This is a genomic window from Porphyrobacter sp. SLTP, assembly GCF_009905735.1.
Lineage (GTDB): Bacteria > Pseudomonadota > Alphaproteobacteria > Sphingomonadales > Sphingomonadaceae > Erythrobacter.
The window spans coordinates 1-13,530 of record NZ_JAAALE010000009.1 but is presented as its reverse complement, the minus strand read 5'-3'; the positions used below and the strand labels follow the sequence as shown (position 1 = coordinate 13,530).

At 64.9% G+C, this 13,530-nt stretch carries 13 protein-coding genes; 5 read left to right on the top strand and 8 right to left on the bottom strand.

Features of this window, described 5'->3' with window-relative positions; genetic code table 11:
• Window positions 1-13: 13 nt before the first annotated feature.
• From ilvD to GVM20_RS09195, 5 genes are all read right to left on the bottom strand, one after another.
• Complete coding sequence (ilvD, locus tag GVM20_RS09215; RefSeq protein WP_166546915.1) at window positions 14-1,735, bottom strand: dihydroxy-acid dehydratase; 1,722 nt, start codon at window positions 1,733-1,735, stop codon at window positions 14-16.
• 42 nt (window positions 1,736-1,777) lie between these two features.
• Window positions 1,778-2,494, bottom strand: a complete 717-nt coding sequence (locus tag GVM20_RS09210) for an N-formylglutamate amidohydrolase (RefSeq protein ID WP_166546914.1) — start codon at window positions 2,492-2,494, stop codon at window positions 1,778-1,780.
• 90 nt (window positions 2,495-2,584) lie between these two features.
• Window positions 2,585-3,382, bottom strand: coding sequence for a 4-(cytidine 5'-diphospho)-2-C-methyl-D-erythritol kinase (locus tag GVM20_RS09205; RefSeq protein ID WP_166546913.1), 798 nt, complete (start codon window positions 3,380-3,382; stop codon window positions 2,585-2,587).
• Window positions 3,382-3,750, bottom strand: a complete 369-nt coding sequence (locus tag GVM20_RS09200; RefSeq protein WP_166546912.1) for a hypothetical protein — start codon at window positions 3,748-3,750, stop codon at window positions 3,382-3,384. Before GVM20_RS09200 ends, GVM20_RS09205 begins: the two co-directional genes overlap by 1 nt.
• A gap of 133 nt (window positions 3,751-3,883) precedes the next feature.
• Window positions 3,884-5,533 carry an electron transfer flavoprotein-ubiquinone oxidoreductase gene (locus GVM20_RS09195; RefSeq protein ID WP_166546911.1) on the bottom strand — a complete coding sequence of 550 codons (1,650 nt, stop codon included), beginning with the start codon at window positions 5,531-5,533 and terminating at the stop codon, window positions 3,884-3,886.
• Between the two features lie 126 nt (window positions 5,534-5,659).
• Here GVM20_RS09195 and GVM20_RS09190 point away from each other — a divergent pair, with 126 nt between their 5' ends.
• The 4 genes from GVM20_RS09190 to GVM20_RS09175 all read left to right on the top strand — a co-directional run bounded on the left by GVM20_RS09190 (window position 5,660) and on the right by GVM20_RS09175 (window position 9,960).
• Window positions 5,660-6,469 (top strand): uracil-DNA glycosylase family protein, encoded by an 810-nt coding sequence (locus tag GVM20_RS09190; protein WP_166546910.1) that lies wholly within the window; start codon window positions 5,660-5,662, stop codon window positions 6,467-6,469.
• Window positions 6,466-8,223: a lytic transglycosylase domain-containing protein gene (locus tag GVM20_RS09185; protein ID WP_166546909.1), complete on the top strand. Its 1,758-nt coding sequence runs from the start codon at window positions 6,466-6,468 to the stop codon at window positions 8,221-8,223. The genes GVM20_RS09190 and GVM20_RS09185 overlap by 4 nt, the downstream gene beginning before the upstream one ends.
• Before the next feature lie 12 nt (window positions 8,224-8,235).
• On the top strand, window positions 8,236-8,766 hold the full coding sequence (gene moaB, locus GVM20_RS09180; RefSeq protein WP_166546908.1) for a molybdenum cofactor biosynthesis protein B: 531 nt from the start codon (window positions 8,236-8,238) through the stop codon (window positions 8,764-8,766).
• A 108-nt stretch (window positions 8,767-8,874) separates the two neighbouring features.
• Window positions 8,875-9,960, top strand: a complete 1,086-nt coding sequence (locus GVM20_RS09175) for a PA0069 family radical SAM protein (RefSeq protein WP_166546907.1) — start codon at window positions 8,875-8,877, stop codon at window positions 9,958-9,960.
• Between the two features lies 1 nt (window position 9,961).
• Here GVM20_RS09175 and GVM20_RS09170 read toward each other — a convergent pair whose 3' ends face one another.
• The 3 genes from GVM20_RS09170 to GVM20_RS09160 are packed head-to-tail and all read right to left on the bottom strand — an operon-like array spanning window position 9,962 to window position 12,514.
• Complete coding sequence (locus GVM20_RS09170) at window positions 9,962-10,399, bottom strand: DUF1330 domain-containing protein (RefSeq protein WP_166546906.1); 438 nt, start codon at window positions 10,397-10,399, stop codon at window positions 9,962-9,964.
• Complete coding sequence (locus GVM20_RS09165) at window positions 10,396-10,923, bottom strand: GNAT family N-acetyltransferase (RefSeq protein ID WP_353653133.1); 528 nt, start codon at window positions 10,921-10,923, stop codon at window positions 10,396-10,398. Before GVM20_RS09165 ends, GVM20_RS09170 begins: the two co-directional genes overlap by 4 nt.
• Window positions 10,907-12,514, bottom strand: a complete 1,608-nt coding sequence (locus GVM20_RS09160) for a long-chain fatty acid--CoA ligase (RefSeq protein WP_166546904.1) — start codon at window positions 12,512-12,514, stop codon at window positions 10,907-10,909. Before GVM20_RS09160 ends, GVM20_RS09165 begins: the two co-directional genes overlap by 17 nt.
• A 247-nt stretch (window positions 12,515-12,761) precedes the next feature.
• On the opposite strand from GVM20_RS09160, the gene GVM20_RS09155 reads away from it, so the two are divergent.
• Window positions 12,762-13,530: outer membrane beta-barrel protein (locus GVM20_RS09155; protein WP_166546903.1), on the top strand; the 769-nt coding region annotated here is incomplete at its 3' end.

Genomic DNA, 13,530 nt, shown 5'->3' with positions numbered 1-13,530 from the left:
GGCCGCAAGCGTGCTAGATATCCGCAAACACATGGGTCTCCGCCTTTGCGCCGGGATGGGTGATGGCACCGTAGCGTGCGAGGCCAACGACCTGACTGTAACGCCACAAGGCGCCCGACTGGTAGTCATTGGTGCGCGGCTGCCAGGCCTTGCGCCGCTCGGCCAGCACGTCCTCGGGCACGTCGAGTTCGATGGTGCCCGCCTCGGCATCGATGCTGATGATATCGCCATCCTCGATCAGCCCGATCGGCCCGCCGTCGGCGGCCTCGGGGCAGACATGGCCGATGCAGAAGCCGCGCGTGGCGCCCGAGAAGCGCCCGTCGGTGATGAGGGCAACCTTCTCGCCCATGCCCTGCCCATAGAGCGCGGCCGTGGTGGAGAGCATCTCGCGCATACCCGGGCCACCCTTGGGCCCTTCGTAGCGGATCACGATCACGCAGCCCTCAGCAATGTCGCGCTTTTCAACCGCGGCGAAGGCATCTTCCTCGCAATCGAACACCCGCGCCGGGCCGGAGAATTGCAGGCGCGCCATCCCGGCGACCTTCACGATGGCCCCGTCAGGCGCGAGGCTACCCTTGAGGCCCACGACGCCGCCGGTCCTCGTGATCGGGGTCTTCACATCGTAGAACACCTTCTGATCGGGGTTCCAGGTGATCTCTTCGAGGTTCTCGCCGATGGTCTTGCCGGTGACGGTGATCGGGTTGGGATCGATGAACCCGCCGTCGAGCAGCGTCTTCATCGCCATATAGACCCCGCCCGCTTCGTGCATGTCCTTGGCGACATACTTCCCACCGGGCTTCAAGTCCGCAATGTAAGGCGTTGATTTGAAGACTTCAGCAACGTCGAACAGATCGAAATGAATCCCCGCCTCGCTCGCCATCGCGGGCAGATGGAGCGCTGCATTGGTCGAGCCGCCGGTGGCCGCGACCACGCGTGCGGCGTTCATGAAAGCCTCGCGGGTGCAAATGTCGCGCGGGCGCAGGTTGCGGGCGACGAGTTCCATCACCTGCTTGCCCGCCGCCACCGCGATATCATCACGCGAGCGGTAAGGCGCGGGGGCCATGTTGCTGTTGGGCAGGCTGAGGCCAATCGCCTCGCCGACGCAGGCCATGGTGTTGGCGGTAAACTGACCGCCGCAGGCACCGTGGCCGGGGCAGGCGACCTTTTCCAAGGCGATCAGCTCGGTCAGCGGGCAATTGCCGGCCGCGAACTGGCCCACGGCTTCAAACACATCGACCACGGTCACATCATTACCGCGGTGCGTGCCGGGGAGGATCGAGCCGCCATAGACGAAGATCGACGGCACGTTCAGGCGGAGCATCGCCATCATCATACCGGGCAGGCTCTTGTCGCAGCCCGCAAAGCCGACCAGCGCGTCATAACAATGGCCTCTGACCGATACTTCAACCGAATCCGCAATGATCTCGCGGCTGATGAGCGAGGACTTCATCCCCTGGTGGCCCATCGCGATGCCATCGGTGACGGTGATGGTGTTGAACCGGCGCGGGGTGCCGCCGCCTGCGATCACGCCCTCGCGGCAGATATCGGCCTGCGCGTTCAGGGTGGTGTTGCAGGGAGCCGAGTCGTTGCCCGCACTGACCACGCCGACGAAGGGCGCGGCGATCTCTTCCTCGGTCATGCCCATCGCGTAGTAATAGGAGCGGTGCGGCGCGCGCTCCGGGCCGACCGACACGTGGCGGCTGGGGAGCTTCGACTTGTCAAACTTCTGCGACATAAGATTTCCCATTGAAGGCAATTTGTGAAACGTCCCCTGCCTTCAGGCGAGCGCTGACGCAACCCTTTGCGCAATATTCGCCAACAATGCCGCCCAACGGGTGTGGGTTTCGGGGGTTGCAACAAGGTCTTGGCGCAGCTCGATCCCGAGGTAAGGGCGGCCTTTTGCTTCGGCGTGACGGTTCATGGTGTAATTGAGATCGCGCCCTGAATAGGGGAGATTGTCGCCCACGTTCAGCCCTTCTGTCGCCAGCAGCGGGATGGCGATGCGCGCGGCGCGGTCGTCCTGATTGTAGAGCACGCCCACCTGCCACGGGCGCGGCTCGTCCCGGCTGGCGAGGCGCGGGGTGAAGCTGTGGAGCGAGAGGATCAGCGCGGGCTCGGCGGCGGCCAGCCAATGCTCCAGCGCGGTATGGTAGGGTCGGTGGAAGCGGGCGAGCCGCGCTTCGCGGTCTGCAACGACATTGCCGGGGATCGGGTGGCCGTCACTGGCTTCGGGGACGAGGCCGGGAGCGGTTTCCTCGCGATTGAGGTCGCAGACGAGGCGGCTGACGGCAGCGATGTGGGCGGGGATGGCATGGCACTGCGCCAACCGTTCGGCGATGGCCGCGGTGCCGATATCGACGGCGATGTGCTCGTGGAGCAGCTGCGCGGGGATGCCGAGGGTGATGTCGGGCGGCACGGCATTGGAGGCATGGTCTGCGGTGCAGACGATCCCGCCGGGGGTGGGCGTGCCGAGTTGGCGGTAAGCCTCACTCACAACCTAACTCCGTTCGTGTCGAGCGAAGTCGAGACACCCTGCCCCAGCCTCTCGACTTCGCTCGATGCGAACGGGGTGAAGGATAGAATCTCACCGCAGCCGCCCCGCCATGGTCCACCACTCTGCAGGCATCGCGGCCGCCGCCGCGTCGCGGGCCTCGGGGGTGTCATAGAGCGCAAAACAGGTCGCGCCGGAGCCGGACATGCGGGCGAGCCACGGGTTGGTTTCGGCCAGTGCCGCCAAAACTTCCGCGATCACCGGGCAAAGCGAAATCGCGGGAGCTTCGAGGTCGTTGCGCCCTTCCCTTGCGATTGTGGACGCCGGACCTTCCGGCAGAGCGCCGCGATCCTGCCCATCCCACGCCTTGAACACCGGCCCGGTCGCAAGCGGCACGCGCGGGTTGACCAGCAGGACCGGGGTTCCGGCGAGATCATCCTCGACCTCCAAATGCTCAGTGCCGGTGCCGAGCCCAATATGGGTGTGGCTGAGCACGCAGGCAGGCACATCTGCGCCGAGCTTCGCTGCGCGGGCCTGCCAGTCCTCCGGCAGGCCGTGGAGCGCCTCGACGATCCGGAACACCGCTCCTGCATCCGCCGACCCCCCGCCGAGACCAGCCGCAACGGGGAGATTCTTCTCCAGCGTCACCGCGAGGCCCTGCGGGCGCGGTAGCGTGGTGAGCGCGCGGGCCACGAGGTTGTCGAAGGGGCTGTCGAGCCCGCCCGCAAATTCGCCCAACGTGGCAACGCTGTCCTGCGCGGCCGGCTTCGCCGTCAGCACATCGCCCGCATCGACGAAGGCGAACAGGGTCTCAAGCGCGTGATACCCGTCCTCCCGCCGCCTGCGGACATGCAGCGCAAGGTTGATCTTGGCGTAGGCGGTTTCGCGCATCAGTCCTGTCCGTCGATCCGCGCGCCGAGTTGCCATTCGGCTACGTCCCATTTGTGCACCGCGCCGGTGGACGCTTCGACCGCATACCAGCCCATCAGCACAGTCCCGCAGCCTTGGGGGTCGCCGCAGATTCCGTTGACGCGCAGGACATAAAATCCGGGGTTTTGGTCATCCCTGCCGCCATCGCAGCCTGCCAGCTGATCGGCATGGAAAGTCCTGTTGGCGACGAGGACCGACATGACGCGTTCGCAGGCCTGATCGTCGGACGTCATCGGCAGTGGCTCTTCCGCAGACGCGTAACCTGCGCTCGTAACGGTGGCGAGCAGCGCGAGTTTGATAATCGCTTGGGCGGTTTGGGTGTGGGCCAAACTTCAATCCTTCGTCATTGCGAGGAGCCGCAGGCGACGCGGTAATCCATTACCGAGCCCTTCGCCTTTACGGAACGTTCGATACTGGATTGCTTCGCTGCGCTCGCAATGACGAGGGATAGGCGATCCCTCATCACATATTCGGATAGTTCGGCCCGCCGCCGCCTTCGGGTGTCACCCAGTTGATGTTCTGGTTGGGGTCCTTGATGTCGCAGGTCTTGCAGTGGACGCAGTTCTGCGAGTTGATCTGGAACTTGGGCTCGCCGGTCTTCTCGTCGGTCAGCCATTCATAGACCCCCGCGGGGCAGTAGCGTGCCGAAGGCCCGCCGAAGACGCCGAGCTCGCTCACCTTCTGCAATTCGAGGTCCTTCACCTGCAGGTGGCAGGGCTGGTCCTCCGCGTGGTTGGTGTAACTGTAGGCGACATTGGTGAGGCGGTCGAAGGTGATCACGCCGTCGGGCTTGGGGTAGTCGATCTTCGGATACAGGTCAGCGCGGCCGGTCATCGTGTAGTCGCTGTGGTGCTTCATCGAAATCGGCAGGCCGATCTTCAATGTGCGCATCCACATGTCGATGCCCGCCAGCACCGTGCCGATGTCACCGCCAAACTTGGCGACCGCAGGCTCGGCGTTCTGGACGACCTTCAGCTCGGTCGCGATCCAGCTGGAGCGCACGGCGGCGTCATAGTCCATCAACTCGGTCTTTTCATGCCCGGCCGCAATCGCCGCCGCGATGCTTTCAGCCGCCAGCATCCCGCTCTTCATCGCGGTGTGGCTGCCCTTGATCCGGGGCACGTTGACGAAGCCCGCTGCGCAGCCGATCAGAGCGCCGCCCGGAAAGGCGAGCTTGGGCACGCTCTGCCAGCCGCCCTCGTTGATCGCGCGCGCGCCGTAGCTCACCCGCTTGCCGCCTTCGAGATATTCGCGGATCGCCGGGTGCTGCTTCCAGCGCTGGAATTCCTGATAGGGCGAGACCCAGGGGTTCTTGTAATCGAGCGCGGTCACGAAGCCCAAGGCCACCTGACCATTGGCCTGATGGTAGAGGAAGCCCCCGCCCCAGCTTTCGCTTTCGGTCAGCGGCCAGCCCTGCGTGTGGATGACACGGCCCGGCTTGTGCTTCTTGGGATCAATGTCCCACAATTCCTTGATGCCGAGGCCATAGACCTGCGGCTGACAATTCGCCTCAAGATCATACTTCGCCTTCATCCGCTTGGTCAGGTTGCCGCGCGCACCTTCAGCAAAGACGGTGTACTTGGCGTGGATTTCCATGCCGGGGGTGTAGTCGCCCTTGTGGCTGCCATCGGCGGCAACGCCCATGTCCTGCGTGATGACCCCGGCAACGCGGCCGTCCTCGTCGATCATCACATCGGCGGCCGGGAAGCCCGGGAACACCATCACGCCCAGCCCTTCGGCCTGTTCGGCCAGCCAGCGGGTCATGTTGCCCAGCGAACCGGTGTAGCAGCCGTGATTGCTCATCAACGGCGGCATGATCGCATGGGGGATCGAGGTTTTGCCGGTCTTCGACAGCACCCAATGCCAGTTATCGGTCACGGGGGTTTGCGCCATCGGACAGCCTTGATCGCGCCATTCGGGCAGCAATTCGTCCAAGGCCTTGGGATCAACCACCGCGCCTGACAGGATATGCGCCCCGATTTCGGAGCCTTTCTCCAGCACGATCACTTCGAGGTCTGCGTTGATCTGCTTCAGGCGGATCGCCGCTGCCAGCCCCGCAGGACCGCCCCCGACGATCACGACATCGCAGGGCATTGATTCACGTTCGATCATGGGGCTTTCCTGATCCTTGTTGGTATTGGGCGCGCAGGCCGCACAGTCTGGCGATATGGCTTGATTGTCCACTTGCTAACACCCTCGGGGACAGTCAAGACCCGCGATGGATAGCATGACCCCGCAATGAGCCGGCCCGACCTTACAATAGCGCGCGAATTCGAAGCGGCGCTTGCCTGGTGGCACGCGGCGGGGGTCGATTGCGACTATGCGGATGACGCTACGGCGTGGTTGGCCGACGCGCCCTTGGCCAAGCCTGCCGCAGATGCCAACAAAGCCGGATCAGCGCGCGGCGGTTCCGCTCAGGTATCGGGCCCAGCCAGCGAATCTGTCGCCGCCCGCGCCTTGCCCGCTGCGCCACCATCGCCGCCCGCTACGCTGCGCCGCGATCTCCTGGGCGAATCGCCCCCGCAGGATCTGGCTGCTTTCCGCGACTGGTGGATGACGGCACACGGCATCGACACCGCGCGCGCTTTTCCCCGGATTGCGCCGCGCGGCGCAGCGAATGCAGCCCTCATGGTGCTGGTGCCGCAGCCCGAAGAGGCCGACCGGGACCGCCTGCTGTCCGGGCGGCAAGGACGCCTGCTCGCCAATATTCTGGCCGCGATGGGGCTGGATGAAAGCGCGGCCTATATCGCCGCCGCCCTGCCCTGTCACACGCCGATGGCCGATCTGGCCATGCTGGCAGCGGGCGGGATGGACGCGGTGACACGCCATCATATCAGTCTGGTACGCCCGGCGCGGCTGATCGCCTTCGGCACCGGCCTCGCGCCGATGCTTGGCGCGAATGAGGCGGAACATCCTTTACGCGAAATCAACCATGCCGGCGGCAAGGTCCCGGTAATCGTGAGCGAAACGCTCGATTCCCTGATGGACATGCCCCGGCTTAAAGCCCGGTTCTGGCGGAGATGGACGCAATGGTCGCCCCCACAATGAAACTTCGCCTGCGCGTACTGACAGCGACGATGCTGGCTGCCGCGGCCCTGCCTGCGCCGCTGGCCGCGCAATCGGGCGATCTGGTCGCACGCTGGAACGGCGCGACCCCGGCCGAGACGGCGATTGCGCCGGTGCTGACCCCTGAGGAGCGCAATGCCTACCGTCAGGTCTTCGCCGCGATCGACGCCGAACAGTGGGACGTGGTCGAAAACCTGCTGGCCCAACGGCCCGAAGGTCTCCTGACTCAGGCCGCGCGCGCCGAATTCTACACCCACGCCAAAAGCCCCAAGGTTTCGGCCGAGCAGATCGCGAGCTGGTTTGCCGCTGGCACCGATCTCCCGCAGGCTGAGCAGCTCGCGAAGATGGGGGCCAAGCGCGGGGTCACCTACCTGCCGCCCCTGCCGAGCGAACAGGGCTTTGCGCGCCAGCCCTATGCGCCCAAGCGGATCCTGCCGCGCTCCGTGAACGACGGCACCATGCCGAGCGCCACCGCAAGCCTGATCCTCGAAGCGATCAAGGCCGATAATCCGGGCGAAGCGCAGCGCCTGCTTGCCGAAATCGATCCAATGCTCTCCAGCGATGCGCGCGCCGAGTGGCGTCAGCGCGTGGCGTGGAGCCACTATATCGAAAATAACGACAACGCTGCTCTCGAGCTTGCACGCACCGTGGCCGAAGGCTCAGGCGAGTGGGTTGCGGAAGGCGCGTGGGTCGAAGGGCTGTCGTCGTGGCGGCTGGGCTATTGCTCGCTCGCCGGGGACGCGTTTTCACGGGTGGCGGGCAGTGCTTCCAATGTCGAGCTGGCCGCCGCCGGGCATTATTGGGCCCACCGCGCGCTGGTGCGGTGCCGGGAGCCTGAGCAGGCGCAGCAGCATCTGTCTGCCGCAGCCCAGATGAATGAGACGCTGTACGGGATGCTCGCCGCCGATCAGCTCGGGGTCGAACTGCCTGCGAATGCGCCGCCGCCGCCGTTCAGTCGTGACGATTGGGCGCAGCTCGCCCAGCGGTCCAATGTCCGCGTGGCCGCAGCGCTCGCGGAGATCGGGCGGCCCAGTCTGGCAGACGAAGTGCTGCGCCACGAAGCCCGGATCGGTCCGGCCTATCAGTACAGCGCGCTCGCCCGGCTGGCACGCGAGATGGGCCTGCCCTCCACCCAGCTGTTCATGGCGCACAATGCGCCTTACGGCACCAGCAGCGATCCGAGCCTGCGCTTTCCCGTTGCCCATTGGCAACCGGTCGGCGGGTGGCAGGTCGATCCGGCTCTGGCCTTTGCCCATGCCTTGCAGGAATCGAACTTCCGCGCCTCCGCCGTCAGCCCTGCCAATGCGCGCGGGCTGATGCAGATCATGCCCGGCACGGCGCGCGATCATTCGGGCCGCCTCAGCCTCGGCGCGAGCTACGAGGATCTGAACGACCCGCAGGTCAATCTCGCCTATGGCCAGCGCCACCTTGCGATGCTGCGCGATCACCCGGCGACCGGCGGCGTGCTGCCCAAGATCATGGCGGCCTATAACGCCGGCCTCACCCCGGTCGGCCGCTGGAATTACGAGATCAACGATCAGGGCGATCCGCTGCTCTGGATGGAGTCGATCCCCTATTGGGAAACGCGCGGCTATGTCGCGATCGTGATGCGCAATTACTGGATGTATGAGCGTGCCGCAGGCGTGCAATCGCCCAGCCGCCGGGCGCTGGCGCAAGGGCGCTGGCCTGAGTTTCCGCGCGCTGCTACGACCCGCTCTGCCCGATTGGAGCCGTGAGGAGCGCAGCAGGTGGCGATTGACGAGAGCCGGGTTTTCAAGCCGATCAACATTGCCGTCCTGACCGTATCGGACACCCGCACGCCGGAAACCGACACCTCGGGCGATATTCTGGCGGCGCGGGTCACGGACGCGGGGCACAATCTCGCCGCCCGAATGATCGTGAAGGATGATGCGAAGCTGCTCGCTGCCCAGTTCGATGCCTGGATCGACGATCCTGCCATCGACGCTGTGGTCAGCACGGGCGGCACGGGTCTGACGGGCCGCGATGTCACTCCCGAAGCCCTGTCACTGATTGCAGGTGCCCGCGACATTCCCGGCTTTGGCGAACTGTTCCGCTGGCTCAGCTTCCAGTCCATCGGCACCAGCACCGTCCAGTCCCGCGCCTGCGCGGTGGTGGCGCGCGGCACCTATATCTTTGCCCTGCCCGGATCGAACGGCGCGGTGAAAGACGGCTGGGACGGGATTCTCGCAGAGCAACTCGACAGCCGCAATCGGCCCTGCAATTTTGTCGAGCTGATGCCGCGGTTGAAGGAAGTCTGACGGCCAGTGGTTGTCACTTCGTACCGGGGCAGTTGCCAAGCGGTTCGCAGGTAGAGGCGTCGCGTTGCGATTGTAGCAGGTCTTGGCAAACGCACCTTTGTTCCGTAAATGTTCCACGTGAAACATTCTCCGGTCAAAGGTCGCGGTGCACAATCGGGGGCGGTCCCTACCCGGTTCGGGCTGGCGGAGCGCGAGGTCGATGGGGACTGGCGCGACCATGTGCAATCGCTCGACGGCCCGCCGGTCAAGCTCCGCACCACGGTGATCGAGGAGCGGCCCAAGTCGATCCTCACCTTCAACCAATCGCCCGATGTACCGTTTGACCGCTCGATCAACGCCTATCGCGGGTGCGAGCATGGCTGCGTCTATTGCTTCGCCCGCCCCACTCACGCCTACCACGATCTCTCCCCCGGCCTCGATTTCGAGACGCGGCTGTTTGCCAAGCCCAACGCGGCCGAATTGCTCAAAGCGACGCTGGCGAAGCGCGGCTACCGCCCCAAGCCGATCGCGATGGGCACCAACACCGATCCCTATCAGCCGATCGAGCGCGATTACCGCATCACGCGCCAAGTGCTGGAGGTGTGTCTGGAAGCCCGCCACCCCGTCACCATCACCACCAAGTCAGACCGCGTGCTGGACGATGCCGACTTGCTGGCCGCGCTGGCGCGCGAGAAGCTGGTGGCCGTGTCGATCTCGGTGACGAGCCTTGACCCCATCCTGTCCGCCAAGCTCGAACCACGCTGTGCTGCGCCTGCCAAGCGACTCGCGGCATTGGGGCGGCTGGTGGAACTTGGCGTGCCAGTGCATTGCTCGATCTCGCCGATCATCCCGGCAATCACTGACGAATTCATCGAAGCCACCATCGCCGAAGTCGCCCGGCGAGGGGTGCGGAGCGTCAACTGGATCCCCCTGCGCCTCCCCCACGAAGTCGCGCCCCTGTTCCGCGAATGGCTCGCGGTCCACTACCCTGAACGCGCAGGCAAGGTGATGAGCATCGTGCGCGAAATGCGCGGCGGGCGCGACAATGACCCCAACTTCCACAGCCGCTTCAACCCGCAAGGCGTCTGGGCCGACCTGATCCGTGCGCGGTTCAAGGTCGCATGCAAGCGGGCGGGGATCGGTAAAGCGCGGTTTGAGCTGGATTGCTCACGGTTCCGCGCGCCGGAGGTGGGTGGGCAGTTGCGGTTGCTCTAGCTCACCCGAACGCCGCCCCGGCCTCACCCGGCGCAAAGCGCACCAAGCGGCTATCCACCAGCGCCGCGGTGCGGTTGACCACGGCCTGCTGATACTCCGGGTCCTTCAACATCGCGAAGAACGCACCCGCATTGGGGTATTGGGCGATAAAGCCATCGTGCCAGCGCTCGCCCTCCGGCCCCGTCACGACCGATTGGAAGCTCCCGCGCCACAGGATGCTGCCGCCGACGCGCTGGAAGATCGGGCCGCTGGTTTTGCCGTATTCCTCATAGGCGCGCTTGCCGCTCCAGCCCTTGCCCGCGTGTTCGTGGCCCTCGGGATATTCGGCCAAATCCCGATAAAGCAATAGGTTCAGCATATTGATCGGCGTATCGCGGGGCAGGTCCTTGAAGGCCTGAAAGTTCACCGGCGAGGGGTCGATATAGGTTTCGCAGGTCATCGCTCATGTCCCTCCAGCGTCAGATCACATTGCATATAGACCGTATCGAGCCTGCGTCCGAACTTGAAGCCGACATTGCGCATCCGGCCCGCGTGGACAAAGCCGCACTTGGTGTGGAGCGCGATCGAGGCCGGTTCGCCCCCGCCGATCACCGCGATCATCTGCTCGAAGCCGCTCGCCCGCGCGGCTTCGACCAGGGCAGCGAGCAAGGCCGAGCCCACCCCGCCCCCGCGCGCCGTGTCGGCAACATAGATGCTGTCCTCGCAGGTCCGCGCATAGGCGGCGCGGTCGCGGAACTGTGTGGCGTAGCAATAGCCAAGCACCGCACCGTCCCGCTCGGCGACAAGAAACGGCCAGCCGCGCGCGGAGACGGCCGCGATCTTCTCCGCCCACGCCGCTGCATCGGGGGCAACCGTGTCGAAGGTCGCCGTGCTGTGCGCGACGTGAAACGCGTAAATGTCGCAAACGGCCTGCGCATCGCTCGCGCGCGCAGGCCGGATGGTCAGGTCAGCCAAGCGTGTAATCCGCAAAGCGGTCACGCAGGTCCTTCTTGCTGATCTTGCCGGTTGCGGTGTGCGGGATGTCGTCGACGAATTCGACCGCATCGGGCAGCCACCACTTGGCGATCAGCGGCTTCAGGTGTTCGATGATGTCATCGCCCGAGACCTCCGCGCCCGCCTTCTTGACCACGAACAGCACCGGGCGCTCGTCCCACTTGGGGTGGTAGATGCCAATGCAGGCGGCTTCCGCCACCGCCGGGTGCCCGCACGCCGCGTTCTCAAGCTCGACCGAGCTGATCCACTCGCCGCCCGACTTGATCACGTCCTTGGTGCGGTCGGTCAGTTGCAGCGTGCCGTCGGGGTGGAGGATGCCGACATCGCCGGTGTCGAACCACCCGTCATTGCCGACCGCGTCCTTCTCGGCCTTGAAGTAGCGTTTGATCACCCACGGCCCGCGGATCTGGAGCGCGCCGGAGGTTTTGCCGTCGCGCGGCAGCTCAGTCGCCATGTCGGAAAGATCGACGGTGCGCAGCTGGACACCGAAGATCGGGCGGCCCTGCATGGCGGTTTTCTCGACCTTCTGTTCCAGCGTGAGGCTGTCCCAGTCCCAGGTCGGCCCACCCACTGTCCCGATGGGGCTGGTTTCGGTCATGCCCCAGGCGTGTTGCACACGGGTGCCATTCTTCAGCAAGCGCTCGATCATGAACTTCGGCGCGGCCGAGCCGCCGATGGTGGCGGCTTTCAGGGGCGGCAGATCAAGGCCTTCATGGTCGCAATACTGGAAATGCGCCAGCCATACGGTCGGCACGCCCGCGCTGTCCGTCACGCCTTCACGCAGCATCAGATCGTGGAGCACCGCGGGATCGTTCACCGCCGAGAACACGAACTTGATCCCCGCCATCGCGCCCGCATAGGGCAAGCCCCAGCTCGCTGCGTGGAACATTGGCACCACCGGCAGCATCACCGAGGCCGAGCTGAAATTGAACGCCGCCGGTTGCAGCCCGCTCATGGCGTGGAGCACGGTCGAGCGGTGCTCGTATTGCACGCCCTTGGGATTGCCCGTGGTGCCGGAGGTGTAGCAAATCATGCAGGGGTCGGTTTCCGGCCCCATGACCCACTCGAAATCGCCGTCCTCTGCCGCGATCCAGTCTTCAAAGGCGGGGGAATGCGCGCCGCTATCGTAGCAAATGTAATGCTCGACTGTGGTCCAGCGCTCGCGCATCCGATCGACGATCGGCTGGAACGCCGCGTCATAGCACAGCACCCGGTCTTCGGCGTGGTTGACGATGTAATCGAGCTGATCATCGAACAGGCGCGGGTTCACGGTGTGGAGCACCCCGCCCATCCCCGCCACGCCATACCAGCTGACCAGGTGGCGGGAGTGGTTCATCGCGAGGCTCGCGACCTTGTCGCCCGGCTTCAGCCCCAAACGCTGTAACGCCTGCGCCATCTTCAGCGCATCGCGGCGGATGCCTGCCCAGTTCGTGCGCGTCTCACTTCCGTCGGCCCAACGGCTGACAATCTCGCGTTCCGGCGCTTCGCGCGCGGCGTGATCGATCACTGCGGTCACCCGCATGGTCCAGTCCTGCATTGCCCCGAGCCTGGTTCCGGCCATTGTCTGTCTCTCTCCCATTGTGATTTAATTTCGCCGCGCAGAAACGGCACAGGCTGTGTTCATGCCTCTGCTTATAGGCCTTGGCAATCGGTTCGCCCAATCGCTGACACGTTTCGTCCCGGTGTCATGAAACATTCCGACCATCGCGACACTATCCCACTCGCCGCTCTCAATACCCGTGTGTCACACCTGTGGCACAGAGCGGCGCCAGTTACCTCCGGGCACCCCTTTTCGAGAGATTAAAACAATGAAAAAGACTGCAATTCTCATGGCAGGCGCAGCGATGATCGTCGCCGCCCCCGCATTCGCACGTGAAGGCCAAGCCTATATCGGCATCAATGGCGGCGTCAGCTTCGACGATCAGGTCGATGTCGACATCGACACCGGCAACGATACCTACAACAACGCGGCCTTTGCCGACACCAATCTCGGCCTCGATGGCGATGTCGTGATCGGTTACGATTTCGGCGCGTTCCGGCTCGAAGCAGAAGGCGGCTACAAGCGCGCCGGCTATGAAGGCCTGACCGTGGTGAATTCGGCAATCCTGCCGGGCGGCCTGACCGTTCCTTCGGGCACACGCGTGCAGAACTCGCGCGATCTCGAAATCTACAGCGGCATGGTCAATGCGCTGGTCGAATTCGGCAATGATGACGGCTTCCAGGTCTTCGGCGGCGGCGGCGTTGGTATTGCCAACATGAAGCTCCCGGTCGACGTGGCTGGCGTTGGCACCGTGATTGACGACAGCGCGACCGATTTCGCGTGGCAGCTGCTGGCTGGCGCGCGCCTTGCGGTGACCGACAATGTCGATCTCGGCGTGAAGTACCGTTATTTCGTCGCGGACAACTTCGATTTGCAGGCCGCCAATGGCCGCGATCTGCGCGCGGATTACTCGGCGCATTCGGTGCTGGCGAGCCTGACCTACAACTTCGGTGGTCGTCCCGCGCCGGCTCCCGTCGCAGCCCCCCCGCCGCCGAAGACCTGGAGGCCGTCATCATTGCCGAATTCGACCAGCGCAT

What these genes read in the sequence shown, in the direction of transcription:
- GVM20_RS09185 (WP_166546909.1), top strand. Translation starts at nt 6,466, where the DNA reads ATGAAACTTCGCCTGCGCGTACTGACAGCGACGATGCTGGCTGCCGCG.
- GVM20_RS09205 (WP_166546913.1), bottom strand. Translation starts at nt 3,382, where the DNA reads ATGCGCGAAACCGCCTACGCCAAGATCAACCTTGCGCTGCATGTCCGC.
- GVM20_RS09195 (WP_166546911.1), bottom strand. Translation starts at nt 5,533, where the DNA reads ATGATCGAACGTGAATCAATGCCCTGCGATGTCGTGATCGTCGGGGGC.
- GVM20_RS09170 (WP_166546906.1), bottom strand. Translation starts at nt 10,399, where the DNA reads ATGACCTGCGAAACCTATATCGACCCCTCGCCGGTGAACTTTCAGGCC.
- GVM20_RS09190 (WP_166546910.1), top strand. Translation starts at nt 5,660, where the DNA reads ATGAGCCGGCCCGACCTTACAATAGCGCGCGAATTCGAAGCGGCGCTT.
- GVM20_RS09160 (WP_166546904.1), bottom strand. Translation starts at nt 12,514, where the DNA reads ATGGCCGGAACCAGGCTCGGGGCAATGCAGGACTGGACCATGCGGGTG.
- ilvD (WP_166546915.1), bottom strand. Translation starts at nt 1,735, where the DNA reads ATGTCGCAGAAGTTTGACAAGTCGAAGCTCCCCAGCCGCCACGTGTCG.
- GVM20_RS09175 (WP_166546907.1), top strand. Translation starts at nt 8,875, where the DNA reads ATGTTCCACGTGAAACATTCTCCGGTCAAAGGTCGCGGTGCACAATCG.